This is a genomic window from Shewanella marina JCM 15074, from assembly GCF_000614975.1.
Taxonomy (GTDB): domain Bacteria; phylum Pseudomonadota; class Gammaproteobacteria; order Enterobacterales; family Shewanellaceae; genus Shewanella; species Shewanella marina.
On the sequence record NZ_BALM01000001.1, the window covers coordinates 348,187 to 366,195 of the forward strand.

Below are 18,009 nucleotides of genomic sequence, written 5' to 3' on the forward strand. Positions count from 1 at the left end.
ATAAACCTATGCTAAACAAGTTAAAATTGTAAATACCTTATAAATATCCAAATTATAGGGAGTAGCACTAAAACATATAGCCAGATTGTGATCCCCATTAGGTAATACTTAATCGCTTTTATGACATCGCCAGAGGTTGGCGGTTGCCCGAAAGTTTGCTTAGCCAGTCTGACTTTATGTTGTTGGTATTGTTTAGGACCACCCAGTTCTATGGATAAAATTGCTGCCGTAATTCGTTCAATGTAACCATTATTGGTTTGACTCACGGGGCGGTCATTAAGCGGCTTGAACAGGAGCCGATAATCATGCCCCATATTGACCATGATTAACGTTAAGCCCCATAACCGACTCGGTAACCAAAATAACCATTGTTTCAGTGTCGCAATGGCTTGGCCAAAGTTATGGTAATGTGGATTCAGCTCTGACCATGCGATATTAAGACGATGGCTCAATATGGCAAGTAACAACAGCGGTAACCCGCCAATGAAGTACGCCAGGATTAAGCCGACTGTTTCATAACATGCCGAGGTCAATAGCCAACTAATAATCGCTTTATTAAGGCCAATGTTGGATAGTTGCTGGCAGTTATAATCAACCATCGTCTGTAATTGTTTTTTGGCGATATCAGGCGCATGTTGCAACTGGGCTTGCACCATATATTGCGTTATTTTTTTATGTTGTTGCGGTTGTAAGCACAAGTAAATAATCAGAATTTCATACAGATATTCAAAGGCAACCAAGTATTGGAATACGCTAATAAAAATGATGATTGGGATGATTAATATGCTACAGGCAAGTATACCCGCCACATATCGTTGTTGAGTACTTCGCTGTGGATGATTCACTTTACTGGCGAATAAGAGCGCAATGCGATTAAACCAAAGCAGTGGCTGTAACTGCTTTGGGAGTGGAGCAAGATAAGCAAGCGCCCATGCGCATAATACCGCAACAAAAGGCGCTAACAAGTAGTGGTCTTGCTCAAATAGATGTTGAATGAATTCCTTTTCCATCAAATCTCTTTTGTTAATTTATAGCTGGTTTAGTAATGCCATTACCATCAGTGCTGAATGGTGACCCGCTTTAACAATATAGCTATCAAAATCGACTGGCGAGTCATTATTAGCGTTGTCAGATAGTGAACGGATAACAACAAATGGAATACCAAATTGATGACAAACCTGTGCAATAGCAGCGCCTTCCATCTCACATGCTGCCATTGTCGGGAAGTGAGCTAACATCAGTTTAGTGCGCTCTGGATCGCAAATAAAACTATCGCCTGTACAGATTAAACCTTCAATGGTTTTAACTTCGCCAAGTTCAGCGACCGCGGCTTTTGCTGCAGCAATTAAGTTAGCATCCGCGACAAATGCAGCAGGTTGCTGGGCCATTTGACCAATCTCATAACCAAATGCAGTTACATCAACATCATGATGACGTACTTCAGTTGAAATAACGATATCGCCAATGGCTAACTCATCAACAAAACCACCTGCTGAACCTGTATTAATGATCATATCAGGGGCATATTTTTCAATAAGTAATGTGGTTGCAATACTTGCGGCAACTTTACCAATACCTGAACGAGTGACAATAACTTGTTTACCGTTTAATGTGCCAGCTGTAAATTCAATGCCTGCAATCACTTGAGTTTGTGCATCAGTCATCGATTGAATTAGATGAACAACTTCTGGCTCCATAGCGCCGATAATACCAATTTTCATTAAGTTACCTATTGTTGATAGTGTCGAGATAATTTGCCGATAATATAACATGCAACGGGATTTCAAACAGTAAAAAGCACACCGTCAGGTGTGCTTTATCAGGTATCGAATCAGCGTTTATTGGTCTAAATAATTTAAAATACCCATTGCAGCCTCACGGCCTTCTGCAATGGCGGTAACGACTAAATCAGATCCTCTTACCATATCACCACCAGCAAACACTTTAGCTTGTGTGGTTTGAAATGGATTATCCTGCTGCTGAGCTGCTTTGACTCGGCCCCAATCATCTAGCTCAATATTAAAATCAGCTAACCATGGTGCTGGGCTAGGTTGAAAACCAAAAGCGATAATAACGGCATCTGCATCTGTAATGGTGTCGCTGCCTTGTATTATTTCTGGTGTTTGCCGGCCAGAAGCATCTTTTTCACCAAGCTTAGTTTTGACCCACTCAATTCCTACTACTGTGCCATCTTGCTGTTTAATAGACGTTGGCTGACAATTGAATTGAAACTCGACGCCTTCCTCTTTGGCATTTTGCACCTCGCGACGGGAACCCGGCATATTTTGTTGGTCACGGCGATACAAGCAGGTGACTTTTTGGGCACCTTGACGAATCGCGGTACGCACGCAATCCATTGCAGTATCGCCACCGCCAAGCACCACGACTCGCTGCCCCTGTAGATTCAAATAGGGATATTGCGCAGATTGCTCGGCCATCACGTGATAAGTATTACCGATAAGATAAGGCAGAGCTTGGTAAACCCCTTGTGCTTGTTCGCCCTCAATATTGGCGTTCATGGCGGTGTAAGTGCCCATGCCTAAGAATACCGCATCATATTGTTCCAGCAGCTCTGAAAATGGAATATCTTGACCTATTGTGGTATTGAGTCTGAACTTAATCCCCATCCCTTCAAGCACTTTTCTGCGAGTGACCATGACGCTTTTATCCAGTTTAAAAGAGGGGATGCCATAAGTCAGTAATCCTCCAATTTCAGGATATTTATCAAAAACTTCAACTTGAATACCTTGTCTTGCCAAAATATCAGCGCAGCCAAGTCCGGCAGGGCCTGCTCCGACAATGGCGACTCTCTCTGGCCGTTGATTGACTCGGCTCATATCGGGCCGCCAGCCTTGTGCGATTGCGGTATCGGTAATGTATTTTTCAACGTTACCGATAGTGACTGCACCAAACTCATCATTCAAGGTACAAGCGCCCTCACAAAGCCTATCTTGTGGACAGACGCGGCCACATATTTCTGGCAGGGTATTGGTTTCATGCACTAAGTCAGCCGCTTCAAGTATGCGGCCTTGTTTGGCTAATTTAAGCCAGTTGGGAATATAATTGTGTAATGGGCATTTCCATTCACAATAAGGGTTACCACAATCGAGACAACGGTCAGCTTGCGCATCCACTTGTTGTTGCTCAAACGGTTGATAAATTTCAATAAACTCGACCGTTCGTTTATTTATCGGTTGCTTTTGCGGCTCATGACGGCCGACTTCAATAAATTGGAAATCATTACTCATCATTATTACCCCGCGTTAACTGCAATAGCTGCTTGCGTGAAGTCAGCTTGTAGCAATTCTTGCACATCCATATTGGTCGGTTTCACCAGCACAAAATAATCAAGCCAATTATTAAAATCACTTAAAATCATTTGTGCATGTTCACTACCAGTGTGTTGCACATGTTGCTCGATTAACTGTTTTAAATGTTGTTGGTGTATAGGCTGACTAACAGCTTGTATATCGACTAACTCTTTATTGACGCGGCGGTTGAATTGGCGATGCTGGTCAAATACATAAGCAAAACCACCAGTCATACCTGCGCCAAAGTTAACGCCAGTTTGACCGAGTACGACGACAATGCCGCCTGTCATATATTCACAGCCGTTATCACCTAAACCTTCTACGACAGCTATTGCACCAGAGTTACGCACGGCAAAACGTTCACCAGCTTGACCCGCCGCATAAAGTTGACCGCCAGTCGCACCATAAAGGCAGGTATTCCCTAATATTGTTGAGCGCTCACTATTAAAAGCGCTACCAATAGGAGCGATATTGTAATTAATCCGCCAGACATTCCCTTACCCACATAATCGTTGGCATCACCTTTTAGCTTTAAACTGATGCCTGCGTTATTCCAAACTCCAAAACTTTGACCCGCACTACCACTAAAGTTAATTTCAAGCAGTGGCTCGATTTTTTGGGTGGCATAACGTTGCGCCATTAAGCCTGAGATAAATGCGCCTACCGAACGATCGGTATTATTAATGGGTAAGTTAAAGCTGACAGCACTACCTTGCTTGATATGTTCTGCACACAATTGTGCTAACTTTTGATTTAATTGACCTTTGTCACTTGGCTTGTTGCTTGTTTGCCATGTGACATCAGTATCTGCCGATACTTCAGGTTTTAATAAGATTGCAGATAAATCTAGACTTTGTTGTTTTTCGGTTTGTCCTGCGATTGTTGTTAACCAATCACTGCGGCCAATCAGTTGATTAAACTCTGTAACACCAAGCTGTGCCATTAACTCTCTGACTTCTAAAGCAATAAACTCGAAGTAAGTCATTACTCTCTCTGGTAAGCCATGATAGTGTTTGTCGCGTAATAGTTTATTCTGAGTCGCGACCCCTGTAGCACAGTTATTCAGATGACAAATTCGCAGATATTTACAACCCAATGCAATCATAGGAACGGTGCCAAAACCAAAGCTTTCAGCACCTAACATGGCGGCTTTAACCACATCTAATCCCGTTTTTAAACCGCCATCGACTTGCAAACGAATTTTGTGTCTAAGCCCATTAGCAACCAGAGCTTGATGGGTTTCAGCTAAGCCTAGTTCCCAAGGGCTACCAGCATATTTGACTGAGGTGACCGGGCTTGCGCCTGTGCCACCATCGTAACCTGAAATTGTTATCATATCGGCATATGCTTTAGCTACGCCCGTTGCAATGGTGCCAACACCGGGAGCCGAGACTAATTTGACAGAGACTAGCGCCGTCGGGTTAATCTGTTTCAGATCGAAAATAAGCTGTGCTAAATCTTCAATTGAGTAAATGTCATGGTGTGGGGGAGGTGAAATTAATGTCACTCCTGGGCGGGAGTGGCGTAAGCCTGCAATTTCAATACTGACTTTATCGCCAGGTAATTGCCCACCTTCGCCAGGCTTTGCGCCTTGGGCGACTTTAATTTGTAAAACATCAGCGTTGATTAAGTAATGGGCGGTGACACCAAAACGACCTGATGCAATTTGTTTAATAGCTGAGTTTCTTTCACTGTTAAACCGGCTTGGATCTTCTCCACCTTCACCTGAATTTGAACGACCACCGAGACGATTCATACCGACAGCTAGTGCCTCGTGAGCCTCTGGACTAAGCGCGCCGATACTCATGGCGGCAGTATCAAATCTTGGATATAACTTATCTGCATTTTCAACTTGGTTGAGTTCGATGGCTGATTGTTGAGGGCTTACAACGAATAGGTCGCGTAAGGTCGCAATAGGCCGATTATCAACCAGTTTGGCAAATTGCTTATAGGCGTCATAATCCTTATTTATTAATGCTTGCTGTAATGAGTTAACCACATCAGGATTAAAACAGTGGTATTCACTATTAGCGACATATTTGAGTAATCCACCTTGAGATAATGGGATATGTGCGCTAAACGCTTGTTTATGGTTACGCTTGTTCATCTGTTCAATATGACTAAAGCTAGCGCCTTGGATACGACTTATTACCCCGTTAAAACAGAGTGCCACAACATCCTCAGCTAAACCTACGGCTTCAAATTGTTGTGAACATCGATAGGAACCAACTGTACTTATGCCCATTTTCGACATAATTTTACGTAGCCCTTTTTCAATGCCTAAACGGTAGTTGAGCATTAATTGATAGTGTTGCTTTTCACCTTGTCTAAGCGCTAATTCTGCAATTGATTCATATACCAAATAGGGGTAAATCGCTGTCGCTCCGAAACCCAGTAATACGGCAAAATGGTGCGGATCACGAGCTGATGCGGTTTCGACAATAATATTGGTATCGCAGCGGAGTTGGTTATCAACCAGTACTTGTTGCACTGCACCTACGGCCATTGCCGCAGGGATCACTGACGTTGATTGATCAATGGCTCTGTCCGACAGGACTAATAAAGTTGTGCCAGAGCGGGCTAGACGACGCGCCTCAATACAAATACGTTTGATGGCTGCTTCTAATCCTTCATCATGATAGTAGTTTAAGTCGATAGTATTGGCGCGGTAGTAGGATTTATCTAAACGCATCAACTGATTAAAGTCACTAAACATGAGAATAGGTGAGTTAAACATGACACGGTAAGCTTGGCCTGTAGTTTCATTAAACAGGTTTTGTTCACGACCGACACAGGTTGCCAGTGACATCACATGTTTTTCTCGTAATGGATCAATGGGGGGATTGGTAACCTGCGCAAATTTTTGTCTGAAGTAATCGTATAGCGAGCGCGATTGCTGGGATAATACCGCCATTGGCGTATCATCGCCCATTGACGCCGTTGCTTCTTCACCTTTATAGGCAAGTACCCAGATAACTTGCTCAAGTTCTTCACGGCTATAACCAAATAGCTTTTGATATTGTTGTAGTGTATCGGCTTGATATTCTATGACACCTAACTCATCTTGCCCCATTTCCTCAGCAGGAATAAGCACCTGACTATTCTTATTCATCCATTCTTTGTATGGATGGCGTCGTTTTAGGTCATTATCAATTTCAAATGAAGAGAGCAACTTACCGGTATGGGAGTCGAGAACCAATAGTTCGCCTGGGCCGACACGGCCCTTTTCAATTACCTCATCCGCGGCATAATCCCAAATGCCCACCTCGGAGGCTAGCGTTAAAATCCGATCCTTAGTGATAATATAACGTGAAGGACGTAGGCCATTACGATCAACTGCGCAGGCAACATGTCGGCCATTGGTCATCACAATACCTGCTGGCCCATCCCATGGTTCCATATGCATTGAATTAAAGTCATAAAATGCTTTTAGTTCATCATCCATTTCTGGATTACTTTGCCATGCTGGTGGAATTAGTAAGCGCATGGCGCGATATATATCCATTCCGCCAGACAGTAGCATTTCGACCATATTATCAAGTGATGAGGAGTCGGAACCAGACTGATTAACAAAGGGGGCGGCTTGTTGTAGATCAGGTAGCAAAGGTGAACTGAATTTATAGGCTCGTGCTTTAGCCCATTGTCGATTACTGGTAATGGTATTAATTTCACCATTATGGGCTAAGTATCTAAAAGGCTGTGCTAGTGGCCATTTAGGTGAGGTATTGGTCGAGAATCGCTGGTGGAATAAGCAAATTGCACTCTGTAAGCGAATATCGGCAAGATCAGGATAAAAATGAGGTAAATCAGCAGGTAACATTAACCCTTTATAAACGATGACTTGGCCTGATAGGCTGGCGATATAAAAGTCATCATCATCTTCTTGTTCAATGGTTTGCTCTATTCGGCGACGAGCCATATAAAGGCGGCGTTCCAAATCTTTTTCACGCCAACCTATCGGTGAGTTAATTAGGATTTGTACAATATTGGGTAGGCTTGCTTTACCTATTTCCCCTAAAACTGATGCGTCAATGGGGACTTCTCGCCAACCAGCGATGCCAAGAGTTTCTTTTGCCAACTCTTGTTCTATTTGTTGTTTGGCAAAATTGGCTTTATCGGGATCAGGACTTAGAAATAACATTCCTACCGCAAACTTTCGGCTTAAATGCCATTCATTTTCTTTGGCTATAGCTTCAAAAAAACCTGTAGGTAATTGCATTAATAAACCGCAACCATCACCTGTTTTTCCGTCTGCCGCAATACCACCACGATGTTTCATACGGTCCAATCCATGAATGGCTGTACGTATAATTTTATGGCTCGCTTCTCCATCCATTTGGGCTATTAAGCCAAAGCCGCAATTTTCGCGTTCGAAGCTAGGGTGATACAAGCTCATAAAGGTCTCCCTGTCTACCAGACATTTACCGACTAGATTCTAGTTATCGTTATTTACAATAATTATTCATGATGACTTGTAAAATTATCCTGATAACCTGCAAAGGTCAAACAACATTTTTACATAAATTAGAGGTGAATTATTAATGTTATCAATAAATTTAACATATTACCTTTACGTAAACTGTATTTGTTGATGTTGTAGGTTACTGAATAAAAGCATAATTTAGGGTTTTATATTATTTGTAATCAAACGACTAACTGAAGGCTATACAAAAAACAGTTGATGTTTAACAAATAATTGAATGGATGAATGAGTATTCATAAATAATGATTTTTTATTTAAAATGATTGAAAGGGTAAATTTCTTGATTAAGTACAGAGTAATATAGTGCAGTAAACAGTATAATACTGGGTTGTATTGTGATGACTGAGGCTACAATGGGGCTGGATAAATTTGTAAATACTTTTGGCGCTGTTTGCCGTGATAAATATGGCGAGCGCTTACGTAAGTTAACTATCGATGCTAAGTTTACCTGCCCAATAGGGATGGGACGCTTGGTCGTGGTGGCTGCACCTTTTGTAATGTTGCCTCATTTAGTGCTGAACATCGTACTGAACTCACGATTACTGAGCAATTGAGCCAAGGTCGTGCCAGATTAGTTAAAAAACCTTCAAAGTATATTGCGTATTTTCAAGCATATACCAGTACCTATGATGAGTATCAGCTACTCAAACAAAAATATGATCAAGCGATTCAAGAAGCTGATATTGTTGGTTTATGTGTTGGTACTCGACCAGATTGCGTTTCTGATGACGTATTAGCATTATTAGTGAGCTATCAACAACAAGGTATTGATGTGTGGCTTGAGCTGGGTCTACAAAGCGCTAATGATGCCACTTTAAAACGTATTAATCGGGGTCATGACTTTGCAACCTATGCTGATACTGTTACCCGAGCTCGTGCTTTAGGTTTAAAGGTATGCACACATTTAATTTTGGGGTTACCGGGTGAAGCGCATCAAGATTATATGCAAACTTTGGCTAAGGTATTAGAGACTGGTGTTGATGGTCTAAAACTGCATCCTTTACATATCGTCGAAGGAAGTGTGATGGCTAAAGCTTGGCGTGCTGGAAAAATGCAACTGCTAACACTTGAAGACTATAGTTACTCTGCTTCAGAGATGATCCGCCACACGCCAAAAGAAATTATTTTTCATCGAGTCACGGCTTATGCTAAAAAACCAATGTTATTAGGGCCAGATTGGTGTGGTTATCGCTGGAATGGGCTAGTGGCTATTGTTGATAATTTAGCTGCTCATGGTGGTCAAGGTGAGGCACTTATTTAAGTTGCTAAATTGATACGTTTTGTTTCCTATTTATCTTAGTTGTTGTCATTGTTTATTGTTTGGTTTGATTTTTTGTGGGTGGTTGCGATTGCCATATAACAGCGTATTATAAGCTGGGTATTGGATATTTTGTAACGCAAAGAGGGGCCTTTCGATGGCATCAGCGGAATTAGATACAATTTTAGACCTAACAACTCTGGAACAATATTGTAGTGCCATTGGCGCGGGTACATTATTAAAAAGTGTTGTTTTATTTGAGCAGTTAATGCCTGAATATGTAGGTAATCTGCAAACTGCATTTGACGCTAACGACAAAGATACTCTATGTGCTGAAGCGCATAAGTTTAAAGGTGCTGCTGGTTCAGTTGGTCTAAAGCGTATTCGTGAATATGCGCAACTGTTACAACATGGCAACGAGCCGGCTTGGGCGAGTGAACATCAAGAGTGGTTACAAGCAATTGTGAGATTCTCAAACGAAGATCTGCAACAACTCAAAGCTTATTTACAAGCTAAAGCTTAAACGTTAAGTCAGTGTTGTCTTTATTTATAGCGTCTTTCGACGCTATTTTTATTTGCTGATTGCTATTTGTACTGTTTATTTTTAATGAGAATTATTCATTAGAATAAACTGAATATTAATTTGTATTAGCTTGATAAAAATTCTGTTTATACTACTAAATTTGTTATGATTTACTCATAAATATTCCAGACTTTTTCGTATTAAAATTGCATTAACTGATCAAATTATCAATTGCTTGCATTTAATTATGATAGAGTTTGATCAGCTTATTAATCATATTTTTAATGGTCGTTGGCAAAATGAAGCATTTACCCAGTTTAAAAAACCTCTATTACTTGGTGAACTTACACCAAGAACAGAATTTTAATCGTGCTGCAAAATTATCTTTTGTGAGCCAATCTACCTTATCAAGTGGTATTCAAAACCTTGAAGAGCAATTAGGGCATCAATTGATTGAGCGTGATCATAAGTCATTTATGTTTACCGCGATCGGTGAAGAAGTCGTACAACGCTCTCGTAAAATCTTGACTGATGTTGATGATTTAGTTGAGTTGGTTAAAAACCAAGGTGAACCAATGACAGGCGAAATTCGCCTAGGTTGTATTCCTACTATTGCACCTTTCTTATTAAGTCGAGTGGTAAGGCACTGTCAGCAAACCTATCCTGACTTAAGTTTATTATTGAAAGAAGACACCACAGAACGTTTATTAGAAGCATTAGGTAAAGGGCAGTTAGATCTTTTAATTCTTGCTTTACCCGTTGATACTCGCGGTTATCACAGTATGAAAGTGGGTATTGATCCATTTAAGATGGTGGTTCACAAGGATTTAGATGCTGAAATTTCAGAGCCTTTAGATTATCAGATGTTACCTGATCAAAGTATCTTCTTATTACAAGGTGAGCATTGTATTACTGGGCATGCTATCACTGCTTGTCAATTAGGGGATAGCGCAAAGGTAAATCCATTTGCAGCAACAAGTTTGCATACCTTAGTGCAGATGGTGAATAGTAAATTAGGTACCACCTTCCTACCGCAAATGGCGATAGATGCGGGTATTCTTCATGATACTGACTTGGTCGTTAAGAATCCTCCGGGCGAAACACCGTATCGTGATATTGGATTAGTGTGGCGCCAGACGACAAGCCGTATTCTAACTTTTAGAACGTTAGGCTTAGAAATTCAAAAGCTACTAGAACAAGAACCAAAGTAAGATTTTATATAGCAAAAAAGCACCATAGTGGTGCTTTTTTTATATCCAATATTTGGGGTGTTGGCATTAGTTATTATTTTGGTGAAACGCCATAAACATCAATAGAATGCTGTTTACCTTTAAGGATCATCGGTCCTAAGTTATGTAAGTTATACTTTGAATCTTGACGTTCGATACGGTTAGCCAATGCACCTGACATTAACATTCTTTGACCGAGTGGATTACATTGATCTTGAAGTCTAGCGAGGGTATTTAATACATCACTAAAAAAGCTGATCTCTTGCTTTTGAACACCCACTACCGCAGCCACGACTTGGCCACAATGTGCCGCGGCTTTGAATTTTGGTACAAAGCCATAATGCTCTTCAAAATAATGACGTTGCCAATTAAGTTGCTGGCTAAATTCATAATAGATATTCATCGATCTATCTTTAATGATGCCTTGCTTAAGTGGCCAATGGATCAGTACTGCATCACCCATGTAACGGTATATTTCAGCCTCGTTATTATCAACAGTATCGGCAAGTAGGCTAAAGCTATCTTGAATAAGTCGACTAAATCGATAATCACCTAAAGATTCAGCGTGCGTGGTCGATGCAACCATATCTAGATACAGAAATAAGCGCTGTTCATAACGTGGTTGATGATACTTACCTAACCAATGTTAAGTAATACTCGTGGGCCAACAAGAAGCGCCATCTGTTCGATAAAGGCTAAACCAATACGAACAATGACAAGGTAAACAATTAATGCTTGGAATGATGGGCTATATAAAATATGAGAACTGAGCATTTGTCTCAGTGTCGCCATGTGGTTTTCAATTGCCCACATGTTTAAGAACTGAGTTAGATATGCGAGAGTTGTCGCGCCAAGAAGTAAGAAAAGTCCTTTGAAAATAACTGAGAATATATAAGGAAGACGGTTAATCGCGCTGAAGTCGGCTATTAAGTTAGACATCCAATGGAGACTGCCAAAAATAATACCCATATAGATAGCTAAAGTCATTAAATCAGCAGAGCCGACAGCCCATTGGGGTAAGTCGGTTGATTGTGCGTAGCGGAAGAATACAAATGCCGCCATGGCACCGGTCCATGCAAAAATTGCAAAAACTAATTTTTTTGCCTGCTGTTGGGCTTTCACTTCGAAAAGATAATCCTAGTACAACAATCACTGAGATGAGGCGGTAGTTTATAGAATGATTAAGGTTCTGGCTAGTGCTATATGTGATCTTAATCAAGCTTGCAGCAACTGTTAACTCTGTTCGCTTAAAAATCGAGAAATTATCTGCGCAGTAAATTGAGTTTTAAGATAAAACCCCCTCGGATTGATTAATTTAATTTGTCCATTTTCTGCAATAGATTCAGTCACTACTTTGCTATTCGCCGCTTTAGGTCTTAGTTGTAATACTTCGCCGTGTCGAGCGGTCAATTTTTCCGCTTTACCTAAGGCAATTTGTTCCATAATTTCTTCCCAATCTTGCTGTAATTGCTGTCTCTCTTGTTGATTTGGACGCCATAGTATTGGCGTACCTATTTGTCGATCTTTGACTGCAATTTTACGGTCACCTTGAATGGGGATCCATAACACTTGCTGTAGCTTATGGTACACCAAACTATGTTCCCAAGTGAGGCCACTGATATTAGTTAATGGGGCGACGCATACATAAGTGGTTTCAAGAGGTTTACCATTTTGACCGAGTGGGATTGTTTTTAGTTCTACCCCTAAATGCAAGAAGTCTTGCTGGGGTTTTGAACCTGCTGTTGCCCCCAGTTCTAGTTCCATTAATTGGCCAATCCAGCCTTTGTCTCTAACCAAGCTGGTTGGTGTTTGCAAATTATGCTCATCGGCAAGTTGACCTAAGGTGAGTCCGGCCATATCTCGAGCGCGTTGCATTAATTCATCAATACTGGCGGGTTGTTTCATTGTATGTGTCATTAATTTAGTTTAGTTAAGATTATTGTAGCGATTAATGAAGTGGTTATAAAATGCTCACCTTGGTTCGGGGAATATATAACACTAATGGAATGTTTGTAAGGTACTGTAATTAAACTAATTAATCTAGGGTTGTCAGAAAGGTTATTTTTTTTTACCAATATTAATAATATTTCCCCTCGTTCCCCACATAGTTATCCACAGAAATGTGGGATAACTTTACAAAAAAGCGAGTTACTGCAATGTAAACTTGATGTCAACGTAAATATTATCGCTTTAATAATCAAATCTTCATTGATTTTTTTTTATTTTTGAGAAAATAAGATGATTTTTCATTCAGCTTATACAGTACTTTTGTTGTTGTTTAAAAAGTGTTCAATATTGTTTATTACACTGTTTTTTTAACGTGATTTGTTTTTACTTGTTGTTTTTGAAGAAATTATTTTGTGTTTAGGTTGTTTTTAATATTATCTTATAAAAAGTTTTAGAGAGTTTTAACCAAATATACCCGAGTTTCAAACAGAGATATCCACAGAAAATGTGGATATCTTTTTATTTGTTGAAGAGTCGCTGTTGATAACCTTGTGCTATTTGCAGAATTTATCCGCTATATCGTGTAAATAGGAGTTTGCCGCCAGCCATGCTTTATGAAACAATCAGAGTTAATAAAGTTTATCTACAATTGGAGTCCATGTGATTGATAGTGACGGCTTTCGCGCGAATGTGGGCATCATTATCTGTAATCGCTATGGTCAAGTTATGTGGGCCCGTCGATTTGGGCAGCACTCTTGGCAATTCCCGCAAGGTGGGGTGGATGACGGAGAGTCAGCCGAAGAAGCGATGTACCGAGAATTGTATGAAGAAGTTGGTTTAAAACCTGAACATGTACAAATTTTGACATCGACCCGGTCTTGGTTACGTTATCGACTACCAAAGCGTTTAGTGAGACAAGATAGTAAGCCGGTATGTATCGGCCAAAAACAAAAATGGTTTTTATTGCAATTAAAGAGTCAGGATTCTGCTGTAAATTTAAATTCATCAGGTCATCCTGAGTTTGATGACTGGCGTTGGGTCAGTTATTGGTATCCGGTTAGACAGGTAGTGTCTTTTAAAAGAGATGTTTACCGGAAAGTGATGAAAGAGTTTGCAGCTACTGCTTTGCCTTTTCAAGCTAAAGAGCCAATTAGGAAAAGATTTAAACGTTATTAGCATTAGGATGATATCGTGTTAAATACACTCAGGGATATAACACAAGCAGTTGCGAGTGTTAAGAATATTGCAGCTGCATTGTCGATACTTGTTGAAGAAGTTAATCGAGCTATGGCGACTCAATGTTGTTCAATTTACCTGCTTGAACAGCAAGATTTGATTTTGTCTGCAACTGAAGGATTAGCACAAGAGGCGGTCGGTGTCGTAAAGATGCCGATGTCTCAAGGCCTTGTGGGGTTAGTCGTTGAGCGTGAGGAGCCGATTAATTTGGCCGACGCTAGCCAACATCGTCGCTTTAAACTTTTTCCTGAGATTGGTGAAGAGATATACCGAGCTTTTCTTGCTGTTCCGATTACCTACCAAAAGAAAGTGCTGGGCGTCATAGTGGTTCAACAAGCTACCAGTCGGCAGTTTAGCTCGGGTGAAGAAGCTTTTTTGATGACGTTAGCGGCTCACCTTGGTACTTTAATTAAAAATTTAAAGCGCAAACAAATTTACCATTCGCAACATCAAGTTTTATACCATGCAACCGGTGTTTCTGCAGGTATTGGCATAGGTAAAGCACTGGTTTTCGGTGGTGAGATTGATATTGTTCAAGCTGAAGTCTTCACCGATAGAATTCAATATGAGTTATCCCGCTTAGACAGTGCAGTTTCGCGCTGTATTGAAAGTATTAATAATCTAATTCAACGCTTTGATGAGCAACAAGATGAAGAACTCGCTGGCATCTTGTCGGCTTTATTACATCTATTACAACCCACAAGCCTTGCTGGTGAGTATGAAGCGGAAGTGAGGCTAGGTGTTATCGCAGAAACAGCGGTGAGCCGTGTCACGCTAAAATATATCAAACAGTTTGAAGCGATGGCTGATAGTTACTTACAGCAGCGCGCTAATGATATTCGCGATCTTGGTAAAAAAGTACTGCGACAATTAATTGAGCCAGAACAATTAGAGCTTCCCCCTAACCAGCCGGTGGTGTTGTTTGCCAAAGACGCCGACACAACATTATTGGCAGAGTTTCCTCTTGCCAATCTAAAAGGTATCGTGACTGAAGTGGGCGGCGCTAACTCTCACGCCGCTATTTTTGCCCGTGCATTATCTATTCCTGCACTTATCGGTATCGAGTCTGATATTTTTGCTCAGGTTAATCACCAACAAGTGATCGTTAATGCGGATAGAGGCCAGCTATTGGTCGCACCTTCTGCCTCTATCATTGCAGAATATCGCAGCTTATTGTCTGCACAACAAATTAAATTAAAGCGCTTCACTGATGATGTGGCTTTGCCTGATGTAACCCTTGACGGTAAATATTTTCGTTTATTACTGAATATTGGTTTGATCAGTGCATTACCTAAATCATTTGTTGGTGCACAAGGTGTCGGCTTATATCGCACTGAAATCTTATTTATGCTGCATCGACGTTTTCCTAGCGAATCTGAGCAGGTTAAAGTTTATCAACAAGTGTTAGATGCCGCTGCTGGTAAAGAAGTGGTAATGCGCACGTTAGATGTCGGTGGCGATAAACCATTAGCCTATTTTCCTTTAAAAGAGGTTAATCCATTTTTAGGCTGGCGGGGTATCCGTTTTTCATTAGATCACCCCGAGTTATTTTTAGTGCAACTGCGAGCAATGATGTTGGCATCTGTTGGTCGTCAACAATTAAGTATTTTGTTACCTATGGTGTCAAATATAGAAGAGATTGATTTGGCTCTCGACTATATTAGGCAGGCTTATTTGGAAATTAGCCATGAGCAAGGCAACAACTTAATTCCACCTAAAATTGGGGTGATGGTCGAAGTGCCATCGTTGTTGTATCAACTGAGTGAAGTTGCCGATCGTGTTGATTTTGTTTCAATAGGAACCAATGATTTAACTCAATACTTACTTGCAGTCGATCGTAACAATCCTAAAGTTGCAGAACTTTATAATAGCTATCATCCGAGCGTATTAAGAGCATTACATCGTACACGTTTTGATTGCACCTTAAATAATTTAGAGGTTTGCGTTTGCGGTGAGTTAGCGGGGGAGTTGTATGGCGCACTGTTGTTAATCGCTATGGGATATACCCGTTTAAGCATGAACCAGAGTGCACTCATAAAAGTAAAATATATGCTGCGCCGTATTGATAGTCAAAATTTACAACAATTATTGGATCAAGTGCTACAACAACGAAATGGTGAAGCAGTAAAGCATAAAGTGAAGTTGTTTCTTATAGAAAATGGCTTAGATGAATTAGTTAACTAATTGGCTTTTATGCTTTAAGCTATGTCCCTTATTTTAAAATTTATATTTTGCTAAGGGGCAGTCTTGGACACTGTAGTGCAGCTTTTCTTAATCTGTGTGGCATTAGGTGCTGTGGTTGGCTTTTTAGCAGGATTGTTAGGTATTGGCGGTGGCTTAATCATCGTCCCCGCATTGTTGTATATTTTGCCTAGTGTAGGCTTCCCTAGTAATGTTATTCCGCATGTAGCCATTGCGACTTCTCTCGCTGCTATCATTTTGACTTCATTATCATCTGTATATGCGCATAATAAGCGTGGCAATATTAGTTGGCCTTTAGCCCCTAAAATCTTCCCTGGTATCATTGTTGGTGGCTTAGCTGCTGGATTTATTGCTGATAAAATCAGTGGTGCTAGTTTAACGGTTTTTTTTGCCGTGTTTGTATTGGTGATGTCGGTACAGATGTTATACCCAGTAAAACCCAATCGTGCTGAAACCTTACCGAATTCTGTCGGTCTATTTATTATTGCGATCTTTATTGCATTAATTGCAGGATTGATGGGCATTGGTGGAGGTGCGTTATTAGTTCCATTTTTAAGCTGGTGTGGCCTTGAGATGCGAAAAGCGGTTGGTTTGTCTTCTGCTACTGGGTTGTTAATCGCAATATCAGGGACTTTTGCTTATATCATTTCAGGTTGGGATCAGGTTGGTTTACCTGAGTTTACATTAGGTTATATCTATCTACCGGCATTATTAGGTATTGTGATTACATCGATTTTTATTGCGCCATTAGGTGTAAAGGCTGCAAGTGTTTGGCCGACATCGGTACTTAAAAAGATTTTTGCGTTACTATTAGCCGTAATTGGTTTAAAAATGTTGCTTAGTTAACTGAGCAACCAAAGATAACTGTATAACAATTATAGATTTTTAATTATTCATTTCGATGAAATTTTAGTGGAATAGCTATGGCATTATCATATCCTCATATTGATCCAATTATGTTTTCTGTTGGACCATTTGAAATTTTTGGACACAGTTTTGAGCCCGCATTACGCTGGTATGGTTTTATGTATTTGGTCGGATTTATTGCAGCGTTATGGTTACTTAACCGTAAGGCCGACAGATCAAATGGATTATGGAATCGCGATCAAGTTTCTGATTTGCTTTTTTATGGCTTCCTCGGTGTTATCTTAGGTGGTCGTATTGGTTATGTGTTGTTTTATAACTTTGATCTGTTTTTAGCTAACCCATTATATTTGTTTAAGATTTATGATGGTGGTATGTCATTTCATGGTGGTTTGATTGGGGTGATTTTAGCCATGTTATATATTGCTAAAACTCAGAAACGTCAATTTTTTGCTGTGGCAGATATGGTTGCTCCTGTTGTACCGATTGGCTTAGGTGCTGGCCGAATTGGTAACTTTATTAATGATGAGTTATGGGGCCGAGTAACAGATGTTCCTTGGGCGATGATATTTCCTAATGGTGGTCCGCTACCGCGCCATCCATCGCAGTTATATCAGTTTGCTTTAGAAGGCGTTGCGCTATTCACACTCTTATATTGGTACACTCGTAAACCACGTCAGGTTGGTGCGGTATCAGGCATGTTCCTTGTCGGTTATGGCATATTCCGTATTATTGTAGAAACGGTACGTCAACCGGATCCGCAGTTAGGTTTCTATTTTGGCTTTATTACTATGGGGCAAATACTATCGGTCCCTATGGTGCTATTTGGTCTGTATTTGATTTATCGCCATGTACCTAAAAAAGCTTAAGCTATTATGTTAATATAACGGTCGGCAATTAACGCAGAATTTAAGGGGGATATTGCAGTTGCAATTATCCCCCTTTATATTTGAACA

General features: G+C 40.5%; 10 protein-coding genes and 3 pseudogenes. 7 read left to right on the forward strand and 6 right to left on the reverse strand.

Features of this window, described 5'->3' with window-relative positions:
* Window positions 1-20: 20 nt before the first annotated feature.
* The 4 genes and pseudogenes from JCM15074_RS01640 to gltB form a co-directional block, all read right to left on the reverse strand.
* Window positions 21-1,010 (reverse strand): cobalamin biosynthesis protein, encoded by a 990-nt coding sequence (locus tag JCM15074_RS01640; RefSeq protein ID WP_025819559.1) that lies wholly within the window; start codon window positions 1,008-1,010, stop codon window positions 21-23.
* 18 nt (window positions 1,011-1,028) lie between these two features.
* Window positions 1,029-1,721: a 5'-methylthioadenosine/S-adenosylhomocysteine nucleosidase gene (gene mtnN / locus JCM15074_RS01645; RefSeq protein ID WP_025819560.1), complete on the reverse strand. Its 693-nt coding sequence runs from the start codon at window positions 1,719-1,721 to the stop codon at window positions 1,029-1,031.
* Window positions 1,722-1,838: 117 nt separating this feature from the next.
* Window positions 1,839-3,248: a glutamate synthase small subunit GltD family protein gene (locus JCM15074_RS01650; protein ID WP_037468910.1), complete on the reverse strand. Its 1,410-nt coding sequence runs from the start codon at window positions 3,246-3,248 to the stop codon at window positions 1,839-1,841.
* 5 nt (window positions 3,249-3,253) lie between these two features.
* Window positions 3,254-7,707: pseudogene (gltB, locus tag JCM15074_RS20445) on the reverse strand (glutamate synthase large subunit).
* Between the two features lie 440 nt (window positions 7,708-8,147).
* Here gltB and mnmL point away from each other — a divergent pair.
* The 3 genes and pseudogenes from mnmL (at window position 8,148) to oxyR (ending at window position 10,786) form a co-directional block, all read left to right on the forward strand.
* Window positions 8,148-9,055 (forward strand): annotated as a pseudogene (gene mnmL / locus JCM15074_RS20450) (tRNA modification radical SAM protein MnmL/YtqA).
* A 154-nt stretch (window positions 9,056-9,209) separates the two neighbouring features.
* Window positions 9,210-9,575 (forward strand): Hpt domain-containing protein, encoded by a 366-nt coding sequence (locus tag JCM15074_RS01665; protein WP_025819562.1) that lies wholly within the window; start codon window positions 9,210-9,212, stop codon window positions 9,573-9,575.
* A 299-nt stretch (window positions 9,576-9,874) separates the two neighbouring features.
* The gene (gene oxyR / locus JCM15074_RS01670; protein WP_025819563.1) at window positions 9,875-10,786 is read left to right on the forward strand and encodes a hydrogen peroxide-inducible genes transcriptional activator OxyR; all 912 of its coding nucleotides are present in this window, start codon (window positions 9,875-9,877) and stop codon (window positions 10,784-10,786) included.
* A gap of 73 nt (window positions 10,787-10,859) precedes the next feature.
* On the opposite strand, the pseudogene JCM15074_RS20455 reads toward oxyR, so the two are convergent.
* A pseudogene (locus JCM15074_RS20455) lies at window positions 10,860-11,926 on the reverse strand (adenylate/guanylate cyclase domain-containing protein).
* 111 nt (window positions 11,927-12,037) lie between these two features.
* Window positions 12,038-12,709 (reverse strand): DNA mismatch repair endonuclease MutH, encoded by a 672-nt coding sequence (mutH, locus tag JCM15074_RS01680; RefSeq protein ID WP_037468819.1) that lies wholly within the window; start codon window positions 12,707-12,709, stop codon window positions 12,038-12,040.
* Between the two features lie 702 nt (window positions 12,710-13,411).
* Between mutH and rppH the strand changes: the two genes are divergently transcribed.
* From rppH to lgt, 4 genes are all read left to right on the forward strand, one after another.
* Window positions 13,412-13,927 (forward strand): RNA pyrophosphohydrolase, encoded by a 516-nt coding sequence (gene rppH / locus JCM15074_RS01685; RefSeq protein WP_025819565.1) that lies wholly within the window; start codon window positions 13,412-13,414, stop codon window positions 13,925-13,927.
* A gap of 15 nt (window positions 13,928-13,942) precedes the next feature.
* Window positions 13,943-16,171, forward strand: a complete 2,229-nt coding sequence (gene ptsP, locus JCM15074_RS01690) for a phosphoenolpyruvate--protein phosphotransferase (protein ID WP_025819566.1) — start codon at window positions 13,943-13,945, stop codon at window positions 16,169-16,171.
* 63 nt (window positions 16,172-16,234) lie between these two features.
* The gene (locus JCM15074_RS01695; RefSeq protein WP_025819567.1) at window positions 16,235-17,035 is read left to right on the forward strand and encodes a sulfite exporter TauE/SafE family protein; all 801 of its coding nucleotides are present in this window, start codon (window positions 16,235-16,237) and stop codon (window positions 17,033-17,035) included.
* A 77-nt stretch (window positions 17,036-17,112) separates the two neighbouring features.
* The gene (gene lgt / locus JCM15074_RS01700; protein ID WP_025819568.1) at window positions 17,113-17,922 is read left to right on the forward strand and encodes a prolipoprotein diacylglyceryl transferase; all 810 of its coding nucleotides are present in this window, start codon (window positions 17,113-17,115) and stop codon (window positions 17,920-17,922) included.
* Window positions 17,923-18,009 lie beyond the last annotated feature (87 nt).

Coding starts and splice junctions, on each gene's coding strand:
- mtnN (WP_025819560.1), bottom strand. CDS start 1,721: ATGAAAATTGGTATTATCGGCGCTATGGAGCCAGAAGTTGTTCATCTA.
- oxyR (WP_025819563.1), top strand. CDS start 9,875: ATGAAGCATTTACCCAGTTTAAAAAACCTCTATTACTTGGTGAACTTA.
- lgt (WP_025819568.1), top strand. CDS start 17,113: ATGGCATTATCATATCCTCATATTGATCCAATTATGTTTTCTGTTGGA.
- JCM15074_RS01650 (WP_037468910.1), bottom strand. CDS start 3,248: ATGAGTAATGATTTCCAATTTATTGAAGTCGGCCGTCATGAGCCGCAA.
- JCM15074_RS01640 (WP_025819559.1), bottom strand. CDS start 1,010: ATGGAAAAGGAATTCATTCAACATCTATTTGAGCAAGACCACTACTTG.
- JCM15074_RS01665 (WP_025819562.1), top strand. CDS start 9,210: ATGGCATCAGCGGAATTAGATACAATTTTAGACCTAACAACTCTGGAA.
- mutH (WP_037468819.1), bottom strand. CDS start 12,709: ATGAAACAACCCGCCAGTATTGATGAATTAATGCAACGCGCTCGAGAT.